This is a genomic window from Bradyrhizobium sp. CCBAU 65884 (genome assembly GCF_028128835.1).
Lineage (GTDB): Bacteria > Pseudomonadota > Alphaproteobacteria > Rhizobiales > Xanthobacteraceae > Bradyrhizobium > Bradyrhizobium ottawaense.
Genome location: NZ_LBJU01000120.1, coordinates 162,155 through 184,503 on the forward strand (window position 1 = coordinate 162,155; position 22,349 = coordinate 184,503).

Annotated in this window: 13 protein-coding genes and 2 pseudogenes; 6 read left to right on the plus strand and 9 right to left on the minus strand. The window is 56.3% G+C overall.

Going from position 1 to position 22,349, the window contains the following annotated elements:
- Positions 1 to 388 precede the first annotated feature (388 nt).
- The 7 genes and pseudogenes from XI03_RS40580 to XI03_RS21850 form a co-directional block, all read right to left on the minus strand.
- A pseudogene (locus XI03_RS40580) lies at positions 389 to 526 on the minus strand (IS3 family transposase); the annotation flags it as partial.
- Between the two features lie 192 nt (positions 527 to 718).
- The gene (locus tag XI03_RS21820) at positions 719 to 1,579 is read right to left on the minus strand and encodes an acyl-CoA thioesterase (RefSeq protein WP_271593297.1); all 861 of its coding nucleotides are present in this window, start codon (positions 1,577 to 1,579) and stop codon (positions 719 to 721) included.
- Positions 1,580 to 2,176: 597 nt separating this feature from the next.
- The gene (locus tag XI03_RS21825) at positions 2,177 to 3,037 is read right to left on the minus strand and encodes a MaoC/PaaZ C-terminal domain-containing protein (RefSeq protein WP_271593298.1); all 861 of its coding nucleotides are present in this window, start codon (positions 3,035 to 3,037) and stop codon (positions 2,177 to 2,179) included.
- An 817-nt stretch (positions 3,038 to 3,854) separates the two neighbouring features.
- Positions 3,855 to 4,754, minus strand: a complete 900-nt coding sequence (locus XI03_RS21830; protein ID WP_271593299.1) for a TauD/TfdA dioxygenase family protein — start codon at positions 4,752 to 4,754, stop codon at positions 3,855 to 3,857.
- Positions 4,755 to 6,152: 1,398 nt separating this feature from the next.
- The gene (locus XI03_RS21840; protein WP_271593300.1) at positions 6,153 to 6,338 is read right to left on the minus strand and encodes a hypothetical protein; all 186 of its coding nucleotides are present in this window, start codon (positions 6,336 to 6,338) and stop codon (positions 6,153 to 6,155) included.
- 1,323 nt (positions 6,339 to 7,661) lie between these two features.
- On the minus strand, positions 7,662 to 8,093 hold the full coding sequence (locus XI03_RS21845; protein WP_271593301.1) for a hypothetical protein: 432 nt from the start codon (positions 8,091 to 8,093) through the stop codon (positions 7,662 to 7,664).
- 15 nt (positions 8,094 to 8,108) lie between these two features.
- Positions 8,109 to 10,334 (minus strand): ATP-binding protein, encoded by a 2,226-nt coding sequence (locus XI03_RS21850; RefSeq protein ID WP_271593302.1) that lies wholly within the window; start codon positions 10,332 to 10,334, stop codon positions 8,109 to 8,111.
- Positions 10,335 to 11,598: 1,264 nt separating this feature from the next.
- On the opposite strand from XI03_RS21850, the gene XI03_RS21855 reads away from it, so the two are divergent.
- The 5 genes and pseudogenes from XI03_RS21855 (at position 11,599) to XI03_RS21880 (ending at position 17,130) form a co-directional block, all read left to right on the plus strand.
- Positions 11,599 to 12,411, plus strand: a complete 813-nt coding sequence (locus tag XI03_RS21855; RefSeq protein WP_271593303.1) for an alpha/beta fold hydrolase — start codon at positions 11,599 to 11,601, stop codon at positions 12,409 to 12,411.
- A gap of 22 nt (positions 12,412 to 12,433) precedes the next feature.
- The gene (locus XI03_RS21860) at positions 12,434 to 13,141 is read left to right on the plus strand and encodes a helix-turn-helix transcriptional regulator (RefSeq protein WP_271593304.1); all 708 of its coding nucleotides are present in this window, start codon (positions 12,434 to 12,436) and stop codon (positions 13,139 to 13,141) included.
- A 156-nt stretch (positions 13,142 to 13,297) separates the two neighbouring features.
- Positions 13,298 to 13,981: pseudogene (locus XI03_RS21865) on the plus strand (IS630 family transposase); the annotation flags it as partial.
- A 138-nt stretch (positions 13,982 to 14,119) separates the two neighbouring features.
- Positions 14,120 to 14,314 (plus strand): hypothetical protein, encoded by a 195-nt coding sequence (locus XI03_RS21870; RefSeq protein WP_271593305.1) that lies wholly within the window; start codon positions 14,120 to 14,122, stop codon positions 14,312 to 14,314.
- A 2,336-nt stretch (positions 14,315 to 16,650) separates the two neighbouring features.
- A complete protein-coding gene (locus XI03_RS21880; RefSeq protein WP_271593306.1) occupies positions 16,651 to 17,130 on the plus strand; it encodes a hypothetical protein in 480 nt (159 codons plus the stop codon).
- 2,005 nt (positions 17,131 to 19,135) lie between these two features.
- Here the strand turns inward: XI03_RS21880 and XI03_RS21885 are convergent.
- On the minus strand, positions 19,136 to 19,765 hold the full coding sequence (locus XI03_RS21885; RefSeq protein ID WP_271593307.1) for a LabA-like NYN domain-containing protein: 630 nt from the start codon (positions 19,763 to 19,765) through the stop codon (positions 19,136 to 19,138).
- 825 nt (positions 19,766 to 20,590) lie between these two features.
- Positions 20,591 to 21,217 carry an acyl-homoserine-lactone synthase gene (locus tag XI03_RS21890; protein ID WP_271593308.1) on the minus strand — a complete coding sequence of 209 codons (627 nt, stop codon included), beginning with the start codon at positions 21,215 to 21,217 and terminating at the stop codon, positions 20,591 to 20,593.
- A gap of 747 nt (positions 21,218 to 21,964) precedes the next feature.
- On the opposite strand from XI03_RS21890, the gene XI03_RS21895 reads away from it, so the two are divergent.
- Positions 21,965 to 22,096: a HipA domain-containing protein gene (locus tag XI03_RS21895; protein WP_271593309.1), complete on the plus strand. Its 132-nt coding sequence runs from the start codon at positions 21,965 to 21,967 to the stop codon at positions 22,094 to 22,096.
- Positions 22,097 to 22,349 lie beyond the last annotated feature (253 nt).

Below are 22,349 nucleotides of genomic sequence, written 5' to 3' on the forward strand. Positions count from 1 at the left end.
GTCTGATCTGTATCCCGGCGGTCCAGCTCCTGTAGCGAACACTACAGCGTTCCGCGACGGACGTATCAACTGCTGGGTTTAGTAGTAGAATGGACCCGCATAGCGGGGCCGCTTGACGGGTTTCCAGTTGGAAGCTGACTCTTCTCTCCTACTATTATGCTGCTCTCCTACTATTATGCTGCAAAGGCTATCGTCTGCTGTAGTTGCCCCTGTGGGCATGTGGCAACCAGGCGACCTTGTCCGTCATGTCCAGAGGGGGTGTCCCTATTGCCGCGCGCCATACGCGATCGGCCTGCGATAACCGAGCGTCGCCTGTGGAAGGCGATGCTCATTGCACAAGGCAATCCAGCTGCGATTCCGTCCTTGGCTTCGCAGCCCTCGGGGTAACCTTCAGGTAGATGTCCTCGTGCTTGAGCGATCGCCAGACACGTGCGATGAAGACGTTGTCCATTCAGCGGCCGCGCCCGTGCATGGAGATCCGGATTCCGGCGGCCGAGAGCACGCCAGTAAACGCGACGCTGGTGAACCACCGCGGAGGGCTTCCGTAATGATGAGGGGACGCGTAGACGCATGTCGGGAACTAGCTGCTGAGACTGGGTTGACCGAGGGGACGGTTTATAAAGCAGCTGGAGTACTAGCACCGCGGCATGCAAAGAAAGCTGGACGGACTGTTTGCCGCTGACTCACCCAAGCCACAAGTTGCCCGTGCTGCGTAAGCTCAGCGTCGCTCGCGCACCGAGCCCTCTTGGGCGACCGAAGCCACAAGCGTGCCGTCGCGCCCAAAGATCAGGCCACGGGTAAAGCCACGTCCGCTCTGCGCGCTCGGCGATTCCTTGGCATAGAGTAGCCAATCATCGGCACGGAATGGGCGATGAAACCACATTGCATGGTCAAGGCTTCCGGACAAGATGCGTCCATCGAACAGCGTGCGCCCATAGCGTGCCATTACGGCATCCAGCAGCGATAAATCCGAGGCATAGGCCAGCGCGCATATGTGCAACGCCGGATCATCGGGCAGCTTTGTCGCGGCCTTCATCCACATGTGAAGCCTTCCGCCCTCGATCTTTTGGCCAACATAACGCTCGATCTCGACGGGGCGAAGCTCGACCGGACGATCGGGTTCATAGTAGCGCCGGACAATTTCGGGTAGGCGGGGATATATTGCTTTCTTCGACAACTCTTTGACTGTGAAATGCTCAGGCCCCGGTACCTCCGGCATTTTGTCCTGGTGGTCGAACGTGCCTTCCTCACGCTTATGAAAGGACACCATAATCGAGGAAATTGGATTACCATGCTGCATTGCCGTCACACGCCGGGTCGAATAGCTTTTACCGTCGCGCAGACGCTCTACCTTGTAGATCAAAGATACCTGAGGGTCGCCGGTGTGGATGAAGTAGCAATGGAGCGAATGCGGTAGCCGGGCTTCAACGGTGCGACATGCGGCAAACATCGCCTGGCCGACGACTTGGCCGCCGAATACCCGTTCGTTGGAAACGTTCGGATTGTTGCCGCGAAATAGGTCGCCCCCGATGGAGTCAACTTCGAGGATGGCTGCAAGGTCGGTCCGACTTTTTTGCATTCAAGAGCTCTAAGCTTATTCAGTGTCATCGCTGGAAATCATGAGCCCAGCGTCTTGAGTGATCGAGATGAAGCACCTCGGCACGAAGAAACCGTGGTTCTGTATTCCTACGTCGAACTGCTTCCGCGCTAACAAGCACCCCCATATCTGCGACAATTCACGCCGCGCATCTTTAGACGATTCAGCGGCTGTGACGATCGTCAAGGTCAAAGCAATCGGCGTGCCGCCCCGCGCCCTGCTGACTCCAGCGAGGATACACAATGACGGGTTTCTTGTGAGCGCGACACTCGTTGCGCTGTGGCGTTCGGTTCCGGACACATGTCGAGAATCGAACAGCTGGATATGATCGAGCGCAAAGTGCTATGCGACACATTCTTCGAGCTTGTTCCCAGAACCGCAGACCGGGCACCGGGTTGAACGGGCGTCAGGTACGCTGATCGTATTATTGCCGCTCTAGATGCCCGCATCTCCTACAGCACACCGCTTGCCAAGGCACGATGGGCAATCTGCTCGAACATAGTTGGCGCGAAAGGGAGCAGATGACGTTGCTAGCTCAATGCTGACATAAGCGACAGGGCGGTCTTGTCCGAACCGTGCTCAGTGTAGCACCGTCTGCCCATTCTTCACGACCGTAACCCGACGCTCTCGTACGCAGGCTTCGAATGAAATCGAATTCCCGTCCCTCCAAAGATTGACAGTAACAACTTCTCCCGGGAATACCGGCGCGGAAAAGCGGGCGCGGTGACGATGAAAAGCGGACGGATCGTAGTCGGCGTAGCTCTGCAGGACGGCTCTGCAGGTTAACGCATACGTGCACATTCCATGCAGGATCGGCCGTGAAAAACCCGCTCGACTGGCGAACTCCGGATCACTGTGCAACGGATTTCGGTCACCAGAAAGACGATAGATCAGGGCTTGATCAGGTCGGGTCGGGATATCGACTGATCGGTCTGGTGCCCGGCGGGGCACCTGGTGCGGCTCGGGCATTCCCGCTGATGGCCCGCCAAAGCCGCCGTCGCCTCTCGCGAAGGTCGACGAAACAATCGTGACGATCTTGTCGCCGCCGCCCTCTCTGACCACCACTTCATTTTGGATAATCGCACCTTTCTCCTTCCCCTTGTCATAAATTCCCCTCACATGCGCGTCCGCCGTCACGTTTGCTGCGACGGGCATGCGCTTGTGAAACGTGATGTCACGTTCGCCGTCAACGACCAGGAGCCGATTGAGGTCGATGACTCCAGGGCGCGCGCCCCAAACGCAGACGGACGCGAACGTCGGGACCACCTTTAACGGTTTTGAAGTTGCATACGCTTCGTTGACAAATTGTAGCTCCTCTTGCTTTAAAGGATCTGAACCCATGCCTACGCCAAGGGCATAGAGCATTACCTCCCGGTCAGTCCAGGAATAGGGAACTCCACAGGTTCTCAAGTTCAGTGCAGCGGGATAGTCGATCGGCATCTGAGCCTTTCTAGGTGGAGACGAGGTGTGCGGCCGACGACCAAGCTTAACTCGGCGGGGGTCGCACGGCACTCGCGCCAAGTTGTGCGCTGGAGTGCGCGCAGATCTCATCGTTCGGGCAGATTATCTGACCAACAAGCGGCCGCTCCGTTCGGTCGAGAGAACATCTTTCCAATTTTATCGGGAGCCTTGTTCTGGTTGTTTCGCATATACGGGCGGCCATCGCCTCTTGAGTCCAATATCTCTATCTTCCCGTGTAATGAGGTCATGATGTATCTTCTCGATAACACTGAGAGGCTGGTTGACGACGCATCGCAAATTCTGTGTCTCGTCGGAATGCAACCTGATAATGCGATGCTCCCTTTCCAGCCTTGCTCGGAACTGCTCATGACAATACAGCATCGACAGAGGATCGGTACCCTACCTAGTGTGGTGAGGACTATCGTGAGAGTAATAGGAGAGGCGCACTGTTACTCGCCAGAGCGGTGCTTTAGCCAACTAAATCGCAGCCACTAGCGGTATTTCAGTTGCGAGGCCAATTCTGAACTAAATAGCGCCCCTCAACCTTCCGCCGCGCTCGATCCGCTCCGCCTTCTCAGCAGGATAGATAGTGTGGCAACAATCGGCTCGACTGCGCCGGGCTCTAAGACGAGATGGCGCCCGCATGCTCGCGCATCTTATTATCGAACAGAAAAGAAGCAGATCCCCTGCGCAAGTTTCAACCGTTCGGGCGGGACGCCCGCCCCCGTTCGACGTTGCGGGCAGGCAACTTAGCCTTGGACCGCCTGCATCTTGCGAAACCGGACTGCTGACCTTGCTAGGCAGCCTCAGCGGCCCGTGATTTCAGCCTTTTTGTGTGGGATAAGCCGGCGTCAACCGGAAGCCGGTTCACGGCCCTATGAGGACTGCCAATCTTATCGATGGTGTACCGCTCAGTCGCGCGATTGTCCCAGATTGCGATGTCGCCTGTTTTCCACTTCCAGCACAGGGTGTTCTCCGGCGCGGTGAGATACGACTTCAGCAGTTCGAACAGTCTTTGGCTGGGATATCGCTGCAGGCCGATAAAGTTCTGCACTGAACGACCAAGCGAGAGCATGCGTTCGCCGGTCTCGGGATGAACGCGAACGATTGGATGTGTCGTATCATAGATCGTTCCGGTGGACGCGTCGTCCGAAGCCCGCTTGTCGGCCTCGGTGGCACCCTCCATCGGAGGGTGATCGAATGTGGCGCCGCGCACAGCCCAAAGATTATCAGCTAGCATCCGCAGGGGATCGGGAAGGTCAAGATAAGCGGCCGTCGTACTCGACCAAGCCATGTCCGCGCCAAGAGGCGGGTTCGCTGGACCCCGCAGCACTGATATTGTTGGGCGGTGAGCACTGAAGACCTCGTCATCGTTCGTCTGGTCGACATGGCTGCAGGCGCGGTCACCGAGCGTCTTCTGGATTGTTAAGCCGCGCCTTTGATCCGGCACTGTGGGATTCGGTATCAGCGAGCCGAGCCGGAGCACAAAACGCTTTTGCTGGACATCATCGAGATGTTCCTGATCACGGAAGAAGATGACCTTATGCTCTAGCAGCAGCTGGTGAATGGCTATGACGATCTCGTCAGAGACAGCGTCCGACAGCGTAATGTTCTTGATTTCGGCACCAAGCCGGTCCGCATGCTTGACGATGTCTGCTCGCGGAATGGCGTTATCAAAGGTCATAGTGCCAGTCATGACGGGGCCTCTCTCTCTATGGATGCCTAAACAAAGCTCCGTGGGTGGTGACGCGTGGCGACGAACGCAAGACGTCCGTCTTGATGACACGCATCCGAATTGTCTGAGGGGTGACCCACATCGGACAGTGAGTCGGCTGAAGCTTGATACGACCACCATCATCTTAGGATCTAACTCCCTCTGCGTGCGGACACAGGCAGGCGGTTCGAATCGAAGATCACTCGCGTATACGCCACCAGATCGATTTGCAGCCTGTTCAGCAGTACAAATTATAGAGGCAGCCCATGTCCCGTCCATGAAACGAAAGCAGCTTTCTTTTCGATCTCGAGTAACGTTCGCCTTGTCGCCGAACTCGTCTTTGGAAAATTCTCGAATAGCGGTTGCGTCGTCACCTCACGCCACCGCACTTGGCTTCATCCGCGCCACGAAGAACAACTGGCTCGGGGCCTGCGCCCACGAAACGGCTAAGACACGACGCTGGCTCATGCTACTTTAAATAGTATACTTGCAATAGAACTCTTTGTGCGGGTGCGCCAATCATTTCTTCGCGACTTGAAGGTGTTCAATGCTCGCCGTCTACTCGTCGGCTGGTCTCTTCGGTTGTTCTTTTGCCGAGCAGGAAAGCCGCGCAAAGTCCAAACGATGCAACCGCGGCTGCAGCTTAACAACGGACTCAATCCCTCGATTTACGAAATCTGCACTCGTAGAGCCGGTTGTATGGAATGGTACGGCGCCGGAGCCGACATCTCATATTCAAGGCTGGCGACGAGGTAAGATTAGGTTTGAGTGCCGAGCAGCGCAGGCGAGAAACTCTCGAACGCGACGAAGAGCCGGAAGTGACATCAAACCCGACTTGGTTCGCTTAAATACTGAAGCAGACAGCCACCTATGATTCACAAGGCAATTGTGCGCCGACGGGAACGCCCGGTGCATACACGCGAAGTGACTGCTGATGGCTTGTCGGTTGCGCGCCTCCCAGGCTCGCTGTAGCCGTTCAGGATCGGCTTCCGCGGCGGCGCGTCCGCTGAATGCCTCCAGCTCCCCGGGAGCTTGGCCGTGGATCCAGATCGGCGTGCTCAATCCTGTTTGGTTGAGCTATCGGCGGGTTCACCGGCACCACTGCTTTCGGGTGAATGTCGACGAGGACCTTGCTGAAGCCACATTGACGGAGCGCTGGTGAGGGCTTTTTGTGCGACTTGCCGGAGAACTTCGACGGACGTCTCGCCTCGAGCGGCGGCTTCTAGAAGTTTGGAGGCGACATACGTTCGGGTGCCGGTCTCGTGACGTGACAGCCCTTTGCAAACCTCATCCAGAACTCGGAGACAAGCAGTTGTTTCCGAGTCGAGCATAGAAGGTCTCCTCCCGGCGGCGCAATGACCACAACTGCAAGCGCGAGTTTCACGGTGACCTGAAATGCGGCCGGCCGACCAACTTGACGGTTACCCGCCCCATGTCGTCACCGGCTATCCGGTAGAGCTCCTCAATCTGATTGGGCATGTACAACAAAGTTGTAATAACCACCGAGAGAACAACAATCCACCGACGGTTGCGCAACGAGGCAAAGAGCTGCTCGCGCACAATCATTGCGCCAATTTCCCCATACTGTCTGTGGGGATTGTCCGACTAGAATAGGCTTGGATCCCTGGGGTTCGTACGGCCCTCATTGAAAGCATCCGCAGATTCACGACCTGCAACAAACGAGGGATACGCTAACGACCACCACGTAAAGAACATGAGACCTTAACCTAGGGTAGTGGCGCGTTTTATCGCCAGATTCCGTTGGTCGGTCAAGAGATTTTCGATTGCAGAGGCCCAAGGCCGCGTTATCGGTGTTTTGCGCTGGGTGTCCACCATCTCGCGCAGTTTTTCTTCACTCATTCATCGACAACGCAATAGCCCGCATCGTCGCTCCTCCATGTCGTGATCGGATTTATCGATCGCGGATGATCATCATCACTGGATGCAAGCCTTTTTGCTTACCGCCACGCGAATTTCTCAGGCCATTCGCTACTTTATCGAAGCTCCGCGAGCTCACGCTCGAGCTCGCCGCTGTGCAACTTGCTTGTCTAGCCATCGGAGACCTGTGATGTAGGCTCGTCTGCGTTCGTGCTGGCGCCAGCTGCACATTTCGCAGCGAGTTGGATATGTCTCGAACACGGTCGGCAGAATCGACTGAACGCTCGAGATTGTTCCCACGCCCCGGTCGTAGGGTGTAGTCGGCAATCCCGTGCTGCTGCAGACCGAACTCGGCTCGCGGCGTGACGACGGGAGCTGGACCCGGCCGCACGCCTTCCATTCTTCAGGCGCAGGGTCTCAGTCAAAGACAAATCTGAAGAACCATATTGCCTTTCGTCCCCGCGCGAGCTTGATGTCTGTCACGCCATGCGAAGATGCCAAATAGAATAGGCCTTTCGACTGGCACAACACGTCCTGCGCCGCCGTTCAATCCCGTCCCTGCATCGCCGCGCTCAACAGCGGATGATCGTCCTGAGAACGACACCAGCATCGACAGCGACGCCGTCGGTCACGGCGGCTAGAGCGCCGTCCTTTATTGATCAACGGATTGGGGGGCATCCCGGGGGCTAAAGGGCGGACGCAGCCTGCCTTCCGGTCGGCAACGGGTGGGTTCGTTTTTTTCAGCTTGCTTATCGAAGTTCGGAGCAGCCACGCGATTGCGACACATGGGTCGATGTAGATCGCGTGGAGTTCCGCCCAATTGCGGCGCTGGTCGAAACGAAAATGAGCGCCGCCGCGGCAAGTCGGAATACGGATGAACCCGAACGAGCCCCTAACGATTAGAAACAAGGCATTTGACAATAGGCAAGCTCTCCCCGGGGCACCGGGATTCAATCGCAAAGCGCTGGATTTTCAAACAATCTTAAACGTTCATCGGCATCGAAACGCCTCTCAATCGGCTACTCCGGCCAACCGGTCCAAGCTCCTGCTGACCTGGCCGTCTTTATACTTGCCAAGGATCGCTTCCGAAGCGGTTAGGCACCTCTCGACGCTTTCGCGCGCTACGGCGGTGGGCTTACTTCCGTCGAGCCATGCGGCTCGATATTCGCGCAGAGCTTGGTCATAGTTTGCGTATGCTCGCCTAAGATCCTCGCGGGCAGCAAGATCGTGAAGAACGGACATCATTTTATCGAGGTGAACATGTGGCACCCGGTCCGGCTGGACGTCGAGATTCTTCCTTAGGCTTGAAACCATAAGAACCAACGTATTGATGGCGGTACGACGCTGACGTCGCCGATCGAACGTCTCCTTGAAAACGAGAACCGTCAAGGACGACACGAATCCAATCAAGGCCCCGATCGCAGCAAACCAGAATCTATCCATAATGGTGCTCGCCAATCATTCCGGACTAAGCACCTTGCAGCGGGACTTCCATACAGCCTCGAAGAATTCTGAAAAAGTCTTGTCGTTGCGCACTTTGTTGAAGAAGGATCGGACATCTTCAGGCGCGATACTGCGCCCTTCATGTCTGATTGTTCCGGAAAAACCCTTGGTTATCAAGGCAACGATAAGATTCTCGAGCTGGTCGAAAATCGTCGAGAAGTCCGGCTTGAACGGTTTCAGCAACGAATCATCACCGCATCGTTTTTCCTCATAATCCCAGGATGCCTCCAACACACGCAGGAAGGTTATCGCGGCGAATATCTTCTTCGAGAGGTATTCGGAGACGCCTGCTTGGTAGCGTTTTCCGAGCTCGAACGTGTACGATAGGTTCGCCTCGACGAAGATTTCGTCAAGAGCCCACTTCGGTAAGGCTAACCAGAAATCGTCAGTGACTAGCTGCAAGTAACTCAACTCAAAGCAGTACGGATTCCTGTTTCTGCGCTGAGCTCCGTCGATCAAGATTCTTCCCCGACTCGTCAACATCAGCCTTCTGTCAGTCGGAGCGACGTCGCGAGGGCCATCCATCTCCAGGCAACGCGACTCGGTGACCATGCAGAGGCTCCCGAGACAAATGCGGACGAACCTATCTTCGTAGGCCAGGGTGTTGACAAAGAAATTTATCACCTCCTGGCCCGTCACCGGCACATTCCGGACTTCCTTCTCCAAGACGAATTTCAGGATAAGATATTTCAGCCAGTAGGAATGATAGTGATCGCACTGAACCCCCTCGCTTATGTTCTCCGGATTTATCCAAGAATCGCACAGAAATAGGTTCGGAAAGTGATTCTTGCTCTGCGCGTATCTTCGCTTCATGTTCGTAATGTAAAGACGCTCGAGATAGTGAGGGCTGTCCCCCAGTAGCCGCTCATGTATCTCACGATGGAGGTAATAGTTGATCTTCAGCTTAGAGAGGAAGTCCACTAGCGATCGGTGCCCGTGGTGACACATTCCCCAAATCACACCTAGACCTTCGGTTACGTCCGACGCACTGCTCAGAATCTTTTCCCGGATGATCACCAGGGCGTCCTCAAAAGTGCGCGGGCCCGTCCCGGATATTGTTAGGCCGTGCCTAACGATCGCCTTTGCGGCAACATCAAGCAACTTGTAGCGAGATTCGATGATCTTCTTGGGGTCGACCTCCCCGAGCCAAAACGTCCTGTGATCCTCGAAGATCTGCCGATCCGGGTCTGCGAGACTTGGTATGAAGTCTCTGGCAACGTTTTCTCGCGCAACGACCAGGCAACATAAGCCTGCATTTCCGAGCAGCGCTTCGTCTGTGACCGAGTTGCACAGCTTCACGATGTTGCGGTTCAGCTTCTTCAAAAAGGCCTGGTACTTCTCGTCGAAGAATATGATGCGTGAATACCGATAGTGAAATCCATCGATGTTGTCGAAGATGAGGAATACCCGCAGATGCTGTTCCGCGAGACGGACAAGATGCTTCTGTATCGCCGCATAGACCTGCTGCTCTGTCCATTGCTTGGAGATCTCGGGCGACGCGATCGCCCCTTTATGAATCCGCGCCGTGTGCTTATCTATTTCAGCGAGAAGATGGGCATAGAAACCCTTGCCCACCTCCCCCTCGTCCACACCGATATCGAAGATCTTCGAACGAGATAATGATTCGAAGCACACGCGAATCGGAACCACAGTGAAGCCGTCGGCGTCCTGCGGCGAACGCTGCAGCTTCGCAATAAGTCGGGCGCAAAGGAACGTCTTTCCCGTACCGACGCTTCCGAATAGATACGTTACTCTGTTGCCTCCGAGCTTGCCATACTGAACCCCTTCGGCACTGAATGGAATATCGGTTACGATGCTGAAGAACTCATCGCTGGTTATCTTGTTTTCGCCCGCCCTGATCTCGTCGTCGGCATTTAGATCCGCCGATTCGTATATCGGAGCGTCAACCGGAAGGTCCGAGTTCAGGTAATAGTCTGTCAGATTGTCCAACGCGATGATGCGCGAATGATCCCGCTCCTGAACGATTAGCTTACCTACGTAGTGCGGTATTGATTCGGGAAGGTGGTGATGGTCGAAGACATCCCGGTGAAGCTGGCCGAGCTTGCCGCTTCTCATGTCCTCTGCGCGCGGACGGCCGATCGGATTGTCCCAATCTGACGATGCTTGTTTGCCCCTGGCGAAGAAATCGTAGTAGCCGAGGCCGCTTGACGTTGAGCTCATAGATGAACTGTTTCCAATGTGAACCGACTGCTCACTGAAACGGCTGGTTTGCAAAAAGGCCACTAGGGGCGCTCCTAGGTTTTCCCGACGTGACACCCCCAATTCGGTTGAGCAGCCTCCGGCCACAATCGCCATTCCGCGAGACTTTTGAGCCGGATTCCAGGTTTGCTGGACTTAAGACGCTGCCCCTGAAGGGTGATTTTCGCCCATTTGACACGATCTGCTGCAACGGGCTCCTCTTTCTTCCCTGTCGTCTCCGCCGGTGCATGCAAATTAGCGGCACCATGCCGAGTAGGCCCGCTGAGATAACGGCCACCACCCGCGCTAACTCCCGGACTGCACGGGGTCGCGCGACGACGGCGCCGTGCGCTTTGTTCGCAGCCGCATTGACTTTCTCAGCTGCTTCGGCCGTACCTCGGCGAGCGACGGCACCAACTCTCCTCCGCCGCGTTATTTCGAAAAGCTCGATCAATCTGCTAGGGGCCACGTTGCGCACAAGCCGGCGAGGCCTTCCTCAAGGGCGAGGCTTTCCGATCTGGCACAAGGCGCTGCTTGCCAGCCCTGCCGCTTCGGCGGACCAGTTGAGAGCCACCGTCGAGCATCTCCGAGCATCTCTTCGGTAGATTTCTTGCCCGAAACCGCCGCATGCGGGCAACCGGCGGCTCTTGTGCATGCGAGGCGTCCGTCCGCGCCGCGGCAACTGCCGCGCTTGCGTCGGATGACCGGACACCCTCCAGCGCCTTGCCTTATTTACCGGTCGGCCAATTTCCTCCTAGGGAATCCACTAGTTTCGTTGCGAGAAAAAGGACGCGAGGTTAGAGCAATCACAATGGGCCGAATCCGCCCGCCAAAATTCGTTTCAGCGTCGCACTTAATCGGCAGGACTGCCTCTTCGTGCCTGCGGCTCGTTTCAATTTTTCGAGATGTTTCGAATTGGTCGGTAGCGCTTTGTTGGTTAGCTCTACAAATCGGGATGCATCAATGAAGCTCCGATTTCGCCTGTCCTCCCTTTCACCCGACAAAGGCGTGCCGGACCGCCTTATGCGACATCGTCTCAAGTCATTTCAACCAGTCGATGAAGTGAGCTCAATCGCGCCCATTCCCGAATACGCGTCCGATCTTTGTACGGAACGGACGGATCTGACGATTGACCTGTCATCGTTCGAGTGTAGCATAATCAATTGAAGATTGCATTGCGCATCGGTTCGCCCCGATTTGGGCATGTTAGTACTCGCCGTCCCCTAGAATTGGGGGGAATTTTCGGATGTTGCATCGTTATTGTGTTTTATCCGGCCATCGGCTCCAGCTCCTTCACCGCAGGTCTGGAAAGATAGGCATCCTACTGATTCACGGAAACTCGTCATGCAAGGAGGTGTTCTCCAAGCAGCTGAAGGATTTGGCCCGCTCGAAACTCGGGATTGTGGCTCCGGACCTGCCGGGACATGGCGCCTCGGACGACTCGGTGCGCCCGTCGAAGACCTATAGCTTTCCCGGCTACGCCCGGCTTCTCGGCGAACTCATGAGCAAGCTCGGATATGAATCCTATCATGTCGTTGGCTGGTCGCTCGGTGGTCATATCGGACTGGAGATGTTGGCTTGCAATCCGGCGGTGCGATCGCTGCTTATCTCGGGAACGCCACCTATTCGGCTGACTCCCGCAGGCGCGGCGGAGGGCTTTCGATGGACGGGGGCGACCGCGCTTGCTGGACGCAGGCATTTTAAGCCAGAAGACGTTCGCCGCTATGCGAACGCGATGATGGGTGTGCACATATCCGACGACCATCACCTCGTGCGGATGACAGGGCGCACCGACGGCAATGCGCGCTATTGGATGGTCGCGAACGGGATGGCCGGACAGGGCGCTGACGAAGTCGCCACCGTGATGAGTACGGATCGGCCGGTTGCGGTGATCCAGGGATCGGCCGATCCGTTTCTCCGCATGGAGTATCTCAACAAAGTCCCGTTCAGGAGCCTTTGGCGCGGACACCCCGTTTTGATCGCTGCGGGACACGCCGCGCACTGGCAAGCGCCACGCGCGTTCAACGAGGCGATGATGGATTTCGTAACTGCACACTAGGATCGAACCGGGTGGGGGCACCATGGCAACGAATATTGAGAATTTCATTGAACGCACGCAGGACGTCACATCAGTGGCCTCTCTAAAAAGGCTATTCCTTTCCGCCGTAGCCGAAGAAGGCTACGAAAACGCCGTGTTCGCGAGGACTAATGAACGAGGCCTCGTGTCGTTGCCTTGGGCCCATTTCCCCACCGGCTACGTTGACACATACAAAAGCGAGGGATGGGATAAGAAGGATCCCGTTGTGCGACAGGCGCATTTCGCCCGACGACCATTCACGTGGTCGGAGACAAGCCCTCGTGGCGGATTAACGAAGGAACAGAAGCGCTTCTTCGAGGAATGTCGCGAGCTTGGCGTTCACTCGGGCATCACTATTCCCATCCATGGGACAGGTCGAGACGTTGATCTCATAAGTCTTAGTCTCCGGCAAAGAGAGGAGGTGCCGTCCCACCGGATGGCTCACCTCTATATGCTGAGCGTGCAATACTGGCTGAGATATTGCGAGCTGTCCGATCGGAGGGACCCAGAGGTAATTCCGCTTACTTTGCAGGAGGCGGAATGTCTGCGCTGGTGCAAGGAAGGGAAGACGAACTGGGAGATAGGCGAGATCCTCGGCATATCCGAGAAGACTGTTGAGTTTCACCTAAGCAACGGAATGCGAAAGCTCGGTGCGAACAATCGAATCACCGCCGTCATCATAGGGATCAAGATGGGTCTCATACCGCTGTGATTCAGCAACGGTCAGGTCCGACGTGCGTACTCTGTCATTCGAAAGAGCGTCCGCGACAGCTTCTTCTAATTGTTCGAGCCCTCGAGAAGGAGCGACGGTTTGATGTTGAGTGGCGGCACAATCTTCAGGACTTCGTCGCGCGGCCCGCACTCGAGGATAATCGAGCGGATATTGCGTACGACACCCGCCCGACGCGACGCAGTGGTCGATCCGCTCGATGGCTGCGGAAACTGGCTTTTCTCACACCACGATCCGCCGCATGTGGACGGCGTTCGGCTTGCAGCCGCACCGCAGCCAGACATTTAAACCGCGAGCAGCAGTCTTGCCGATGATGCCTGGGGTGCCGGGTCGCACGCACAGCTATGTACGGCTTGCTAGACCACGCTGTTTGCCGCGCTCGATGTCGCTTCCGGTTTCGTCGTTGGCAAATGCTACAAGCGCATCGGGCGGTCGAGTTCTTGAGGTTTCTCAAAGAGATCGACGCTCAAATCCCTGAGGGGCTCGCTGTTCATATCGTTATGGACAACTACGCCACCCACAAGACACTCAGGATGAAAGCTTGGCTCGCTCGCCGGCCGCACTATCATGTCCACTTCACGCCGACTTCCGCGTCATGGATCAATCAGATCGAGCGCTGGTTCGCTGAACTCACCAGAAAGCAGATCCAGCGAGGTGTCCACACCTGCGTCAGGCAGCTCGAGGCCGACATCTGTACCTTCATCGAACGGCACAACGATAAGCCCGAAGCCCTTCAAATGGACCAAGTCCGCAGACCAGATCTTGGCTTCCGTCAAACGCTTCTGCCACAAAGCCCAGCAGACTTTATGTGGCGAACATTAGGTTCACGTGACTAGACTAGCACGGCGGAAGTCACTGATCGTTGCACATTTGCGACCTGCACTGCCGTGCAAGCTAGTAAGCTCCGGAACGACGGAAGCATGTTTCGTTTTTACTTTGATAAAATCAGCGGGGACGAAAATGTTTGATGTTTATCGCAATGGGAAACGTGACTTGCTCGTTCTAAGTACAGGCTCCGCGATACCCGGGGCTTTTTCTACAAATCGGTGGCGCAAGAGCAGAAGAAGAATTCTCAAAGTAAGCGAGGAGATTAGGTCAACCGTTCAACGACAAGGATATTACGTCCGTAGTTTGCGGGTCACGAAAAAGGACTGATTTAATTCGGGCGCACGGACCGAGTGGTTTTCGCAATCTCCTGGCATCATTACCACCCAGCCGCTGTGCTCTCGCTCGCACGGGTGTCGACAGCTATTTGTCCAACTTGCAGCCGGCGCCCGGCCCTTCCGAGCCAAAGTTCGCCGAGGTTCGATAGCGTTCTCAGCGCAACTCTCGTACGGTAGTGCTATCTGCTCGCAACCCCATAAATGTTTGTCGAGGCGAACGCAGAGAAACGTCTCGTCGGTTCGCAATGAGACGGGATCGCGCGATCAGTCACCAGACACGTCCTCGTCGACAGCCGAAGAAGCTGGGTTCGAAGTTTCCGCGGATTGCGCCCCACTCGAGATTAGGCTTCGCGGCAACGCTCGGGATGACTGCGGAGGCTTGCGCTAAAGCAGGCGCTGTTCGCGAGGCCGACGCTGATGCAATCTTTCGGGCGCTTTCGCCCTTACCGCCTGACTTTGTGTCCGGCATGCGGCGCGAAGCCCTTTCTACCTGAGCAGTCGGGCTGAGAGCCGAGAGAGCTGCAGGACCATACCGAGCACCAGCCCAGCCCTCCGAAGCCCCCAGCCAAAGCGACCACGACGAGCCAAATAGTGGGTTTTGAGGGACCGCTTGGTGCCAATAACGCCAGGACCTCATCTCGCGTAGAGGTCGATAAATCCGATTGGTCGAAAGTGACGGGCCCCGTCGCGGCCGCGCCATTGCTGTGATTTGCGACGGTCACGATCCTTTCCAAGGTATTTGCATGGTTTAATTGCATGCTCAGGTCCCTTGCAGTCGCCATGATCGCGCCGGGAACTAAACCAACCCTTAACAGCCGGCGCACTCAGCACTAGCACCAGTATGAGAGCCGTGGATCGAAGGGCTACCCAAGCGATCAGAGCGCCACCCTGCTAGCAGCCGTCGTGCGAGTAAAGGGCAGAATGGGACTACCAGCCTGAGAGACTGGGGCGCGCGTGAAACTGCGGTACCAGGCCTGTAGCTTTGCCGAACAGGCCGAACTTGCGGAACGAAACCAACCCGAAAGGCAAGCGAATGGAGCGCGCCGTGACAACGGTGTAGGGACTTCGCGTAGCCCTTTTAATCCTGTCGTCATTTATGGGTTGTATGTTCCTACCCTGGATTGCATACTTTTCCCCTTGTCGACCGCCTATTGCTTTCAACAATTATGGTTTGGGCAGTAATGAGTAATCGAGGTGGCGCTTACAATTATTCGACTATTCTGGGCGAGCGGGTCGAGGCAATGGTCGCACTATTTCGAGAACTGCAGACCCTCCGGCGTCGCGTACGCGCCGCTCAGGCGAGGACAATTGCCAGGACTACCCGTATCCCCAAAGCCAGTCGTAGAAGGAGAGCGCTTTGGCGGGGCTAGCTGTAGCAAGCTCGTAGAGCCGTTCAGTGCGATGATCGAACTTGCCACTTCCGCATTTCTAGGAAGCTCGCGCCAGATCGCTTTACCGACACCTCATTGACCAATACCCGCCTAGCACCGAAGCATTGGAGCAACAGTTGCACAGCACTTTGGATTGGTGCACGATTGTTAATTTGCGTCGCGCGCGCGATTCAGGCCTGCTCTCTCATAACAGGGAGCGGCGAGAAATGATCGTATGGGATGGAGCTATTGTTGCGTTGCTGCTGATCCCGGTGGGGTCCGACGCCTCCGCTTCGCGTCACCACAGGCCCACAGGGCGCATCTCGTGCAGCGAGGTCAAATACTCGTCGCGAAATATTCGGCACCTTTGGCGGAGATGTACGCCCGTAGCCATGGCACTACCGACGCACAAATCGAACGGGCGCGACGTTGCTTGGCCTCAAATGAGATTGCCGAAACCGAGCGACCACGCGCTTATACCGATTGGGTGGTAGATCGGCCCCGATGACGTGATGTCTGCCGCTCACTCCGGAAGCTCGACCAAATGACGCCGAGGCTTTGTTTTGCAACGCGAGCTGCCGGACGGGACTTGCGTTCACCCAGATCTCACGTCAGGAGCACAATGAATCTGTTGCATCGCCAGATTTGAGCCGCATGGCTGCCCAGGTCGGCGCGAAGGGTCATCTCGGGCGGGCGCAACACCGGGAGTTTTTCGATGTCCGGTTACTTGCGATTGTGCTTCGTCGTCTCGTTTTTGTTGAAGCTCTTTCGACGGCCCCTGCCCCTCCAATCCTCTTGCGGATTTCTTCAATATTGCTGCAACCCAACCTGCGGTGACCTCTCCGCCGCAAGCGGAATGCGTGGGACGCCCCGGCAACTCGACTCCCGACGGCCAGCATTGGGTCTATCGAATGGCGGGCACCACAAGTGCTGGTTCCTAGCCGAGGGTATCGCGAAGGTGAAGAAGACCGTTCGTCGGCGCGTGGCCAAAGATAGCACCGCCCGTTTGGACGAGAGCGGGGCCACGTCGCTTAGGCAGAGCGGGGTCATTGATGCGCGCGCGGAGTTGCTGCGCTCCGCACCGATCCAGCCGACTCAGCCGCCCCACTCCGAACTCAAGGTCGCCAATGCTGCATCTGGCCTCGACACGGACACCGCTCGGATTTCGGCAGCCTTCATCTCTGCGCATGCCCATCGGCCCGCGTCCACGCCCAGCCAAGTCGATGTCGACCAACTTCTCGCCGCCCCGCCGGCCAACGATGTGGCGACTTCGTCCGAACATCCGATTATGCCGATGGGCGTACGCCTCGCGAAGGCTGGTCACGAGGCGCCGAGCCAGACGGCAACTTGGCTCGGCGTACTGCTGATGATGCTGGGGATGCTTTCAATCATAAGCTCGAGCCGCTCGCTGCGAAATGGGGTGAGATTACGCTCCTGAAGCGCGGTGCGCTGGGCAGGACACCTGACGCACTGCCAGCAGCGAAGAGTTCCAAGCGCGGGTAAAGCCGAATTGCCACACGTACAAACGTTCCGCGCGCCTGCACTTACTTTTGGCGCAACCTCAATCGAACATTCGACTACAATGGCGCTCCCTCTTTGGGATGGGACTGCCATCATGCGGTACAAAGTGTTCGTGGTGGACAGGAGCCGGCGGTTGATTTGCGCAGCAAAGCTCGACTGCATCGACGAGCAGGCGGCGAGACGTCGAGCCGAACAAATGTTGGGCGAGCACGACGTTGAACTTTGGGAAGGTGATCGGCTCGTCGCCGTTTTTCGAGGCGCAGCATCGAACGAAAATCCAGGCAACTGTTGTTCTGACTAGAGGCTCTGTCTCGCCCTCGAGTTTGCGCGGGGACTCACCCGGCCGCCCGACTGATGTCCGGTCAAACCCTAACACAGTTAAGTGCGGACATTCTCGCAATCGCGTTTAATGGATGTCTCGATCCAACTCTCGCAACAAGTCGATGAAGGAAGTCGCTGGCGTGGTTATATTGTGCGCCGCCGTCCAGGATCTGATGAGCGAGTGGTGACACTATGTTGCCAACGGCCTCAGGGCCAATCAGCTCGGTCCGTGATGACCACAACTCCAACAGCCCGTCGGGGATGTGGTCGCTCGATCCAAATAGTTTGAGGAGCCGGCCTTCGGCTACAGCGTTATGCTCATGGTGGGCCTTGACCGCATAAAAGGCGAACAAGCCTCGAAAGGCGTCACGGGAAACGGAAGACTTAGCCATCGCAATGTCCCCACAGAATCCTTCAAATGAATTCGCGAAATCTAGAGTTGAACGGAAGCTATTCCCTCGAAATCCTCACACGAAGAAGATTGTACAGCAGACCGGGAAAAAGCGGCAAGCCCTTAATCCATTTAGATGTGGCTCACTCCCGATGGGTTCTTGACGTATGGCAACCCGGCTTTGTTCGTTTTTATACAATTACCATGCAGGCGTGCGGTTCAAATTCGACAAACATCTGCCTTTGGGCGCATGGTGTCCAAGCGCCCTCCTTCGAGTTCACGTTGAGCCTGCCCTTTAACTCGCTTCGATCACGCTGTGGCTCGGCCCTAATGGGACCACGTTTTAGCTCACGGCTCTTGCTTGGCTGCCCGGTTTTGCTCGGCGTCTTCTGCCGCTTGTTTTCGCTTCCACATGTCGGGGCTGCTTCGAAGCTTCTCCACTTCTCAGCTCCGCCACAAGCAATTGAAGTCATTCACTCAGAGCAGCACAAGTAGAAATCTGACGCGTACTGGACATCACATGCCTAAGAAAATGACTTAGACCAAGAAGTCGATGAAAAGATGAGGACGAAAACTCCTCAAGGCCGAAGATCAGTGAGCGAAAGCCGCAGCCACCAGATGCTCCCAATACTCTGCTCTCCCAGCACTTTCCAGCTCCTCTCAGGTTCACGCGCCGCTGTCTGTCGGCACAGCAAAGCCATTGCGTGAAAGCGGCGGCCAGCTTCCATTCCAACCTTCCATGCTTTCCCCAACCTTATTATTCAATTATGCGATCATGATTACAGACCATAACCAAATTTGTCGTTTAGCGACCGCCAGTTAGGCCTTCCTTGACGCAGCTTGCCGCAACTAACTTCGGTTAGGGCTTCACATCACTTTCGGATGCTACTTGGTGGGGCCCTCCTGCGCGTCAAAGCGCACCTGCACGCAGTCGCGACGGCGTATCGGGAAGGGCGCGCAGTAGCAACAAGCTATGCGAAGCTCGTCGGTAAGCATTGCAATGTCGGAATCCGGACCGACTGGGCGCGACCGAGTCTTGTCTGCTTCTTCCGTTGCTCCGAACCGAACTATATTTGCGATCAGCCCGGCGCAAATGCCGGAATTATTCGTTGCGCTCGCTCCCCGCGGCTCGGCTCGGAGGAACGAACGCGTGCGCCGGCGAGCCGGTCATACCAGCTTCGGAATGAAACAAGCAATCTCGCTTCGTAGCTCAGTCCTCAAGCACGCCATCATTTCCTTTAACGGCTGGGGTAGTTTCACGCTCCGGGACCTGGTGCGAGCGATAGCGCGACTCGCGCTCACGAGATGCCGGCCGTTCAGACGGACTGCGACCAATCTTAGCTTGGAGTTCGATAAGATCGGTGAACGCGTCAGCCTGACGACGCAGCTCGTCGGCGATCATAGGGGGATGGCTTGCGATCGAGGAGACCACGGTGACGCGGACGCCGCGGCGCTGCACGGCTTCAACTAGCGAGCGGAAGTCGCCGTCACCCGAGAATAGCACCATCTGATCGATGTGCTCGGCGAGCTCCATGGCCTGGACGGCGAGCTCGATGTCCATGTTGCCCTTGACCTTGCGGCCGGCTGGGTCGATGAATTCCTTGGTGGCCTTGCTGACGACGCTGTAGCCGTTGTAGTCCAGCCAGTCGACCAGCGGACGGATCGAGGAATATTCCTGGTCCTCGATGACGGCCGTGTAATAGAACGCGCGCAGCAGGGTCCCGCGACTTTGAAATTCACTGAGTAGGCGCTTGTAATCGATGTCGAAGTTGAGCGTCTTCGCTGTGGCGTAGAGATTGGCTCCATCAATGAAAAGCGCAATCTTGCTTGGAGATGACATGATAAGCGATCTCTGGGCGCGACGCGTCATGCTGCGGGCCCCGTGCATGCGAACCCGCCAATGAGACGGCACTTCCAAGGTTTTTCATCGAAGCTTGACCTCGCAAAGCTACACCGTAGTCCTTTAACCTTCACACAGTTTTGTTGGTCGCCGGGGTAATTCGCAAGGATCATCCGAAGACCGCGTACCGCAATTCTTTTGCAGTGCAACCGTGAGCACGCGTGACACTCTTGCGTCGGCTTAAAGGCGCGCGCGAGCGCTAGAAATCCGCTGCCCGAAAAGCTGGACCGGACCAGATTGGCCTAGCGTTCGAGCCGCCTTAGGTTCGTAAGGAAAGGGAGATTGATCCGGTTAGAACGTGGAATGCTTTCCAACCGAATTGACTTTCGTGCTTCTTCACTGAATGTGCAGCAAGGTACGCCTCATTCTGCGAGGAAAGCTCGTTTGCGCGACATCGGCCCTTGTGGTCGACATCGTTCCACGATTGATTTCCGCCATGAAGCAGCGATGCGAGCAGTCCGAGATCTGATTCCGAAGTTCAAGTCCTCCGGCACAAGTCCAATCTCCTCTTCCCGGCTAGAACTGCACGCGACCAAGGCTCTATGCTCTTTGAACGCATCCAGGTACAGCTTATCCTCCTAGTTGAAACGTTTGGACGAAAGGTTCCGCGTAGATGCGATCCTTTCGAGCTTTCTTTGGATTTGAAACAGATCGGTCAGCACGGAGTGAAATCCTTCTTCTGCCGCTACTCGGCAAAGGTAGGAAACCGCGTCGGCCATTTTTTCGGCAGTGCCACTCGCATCGCCGGACTCCGCACCGGGGCTCTTATGCGGCTTTTGGGGCAAGGTCGATTCCCTCCGGGTTCGCTAAAACCTGACGGGCAATTCCCAACTTTCGGCAATGATGCTCCGGTCGAATGAATTCCTTCGGAACGAAGAAGGCACGTTCAAGCTCGCCTTCGATGAGGTCCGGCTCGCCCAACCATCTGATGCCGCTTCGAATGAAATGCGTCAGCAAATGTTCTCTGGTCACCCCGACAATTCCGACGCCGTGCGAGGTCGAGAGAAATTCTTCTATCGCGCAGAGCAGCTCCGGAAGCACGGTTCTACGAAGCTTAGGATCAAGCGATTTATCGACGCAGACACGCGTCAGTTCCCATACACCGCTCGACGACGGGAAGATTCGACCTGAGATCAGATGTGGCCAATAGGTCTGGAGCATATAGGAACTCGTGGTAGGAAGGAGCCGCGCAAGTCCCCTCACCACCCGTTTCTCGTCACGCCAAACCAGATATTTCGCGGCGGGCGTATCGAACTCGTCGAACTCCAGCCCCTCCCAAAACGAGTGGGGCAACCCGCGGCGTTCGACGAAGACCTCGTAGCGAAGGCGCGCTTGCGAGGCGAGCGCATCCTGAAACTGGTGAGCATTGGCGAAAGAGAAAGCTTCGATCATCTCGGCTCCGTTTCTTTGCCGGCAGGCGATCAGATCATCAACTGGAGCTTCGGTGTACTCGGGGATACCCGGGCTTTTCTGGACGTTTTGATGACGCGCGTTCGCATTGCGGCGACTGCCTCTCGGACGCCTGCGCACGAAATGTCCAAGGCACGGTAAGTTGGTCCTCACCCGAGCAAGACTGGGCATCAAGAGCGTTCGGGTACTCGATCAGGTGGCCGGACGAACTGCATGATCGTGCTGATCATGCATTCCGAGTCGGCCAGAGCCGCGCACCGGAACTCGCGTCCCGATCAGGTGAAATGGCCTACTTTGGTTCTTGGTGCAGATCGTAGCAGCTACTCGCTAGCCGGCGTGCAGTTGAAGTTCTCAGCGCTGAATAACGATTAAAAGAAAGGTGGGCTGACCGTCCCTATCGAAAGCGTCGGAGGTTCGTGGATTGTCAAGCTGTCCTCTTGTCAGTATCCAGGTGTGCCCGAGGACGAACGTTCGATCATGACGATCGCAAAGGCGATGGGCATGGGCGTGCCCACGCGATCAAAGGCCTGCCTCAAGGTATGGGCGAGCTCAAAGTGCAAGCTCTTGCCGTAAAGAGCTTTGACTGGACAGTGGACCGGCCGGTCCACATCGAAGATTTCGCACAAGTCTTCGGCATGGCGCCGGACGAGAAGTACGGTCACGCCCGCGACAGAAACAGTAGGGCGCGTCCTTGGGATCGAAACCGGCGATCCCGGTGTTGCGGAATTTATGCGAAGGCTTGTCTTCAGCACCCTAATTGACGATGCCGACATGCACCTCAAGAACTGGTCCTTGATTTACCCGGACAGGCGGACGCCGGCCTTGTCGCCCGCCTACGATTTGCTTTCAACCATTCCGTAAATAGCGGATGATAAAATGGCGCTGAATACTCGCGGACAAAGAAGATGGTTCATTTTTCGAAGGACGAACTCAAGCACCTCGCGGCGAAGGCCAAGCTTTTCGAAAAACTGGTCGTGGACACTGCGTCAGAAACGGTCGACAACTTTAAGGATATCTGGTCCAAAGAAAAAGCGACACCTTCCGCTTGCTAAGAAGGTTGTCGATGTTGTGGAGCTCATGCCGCGCAAATCCCAATCTACAGTGGGAGTCTAGC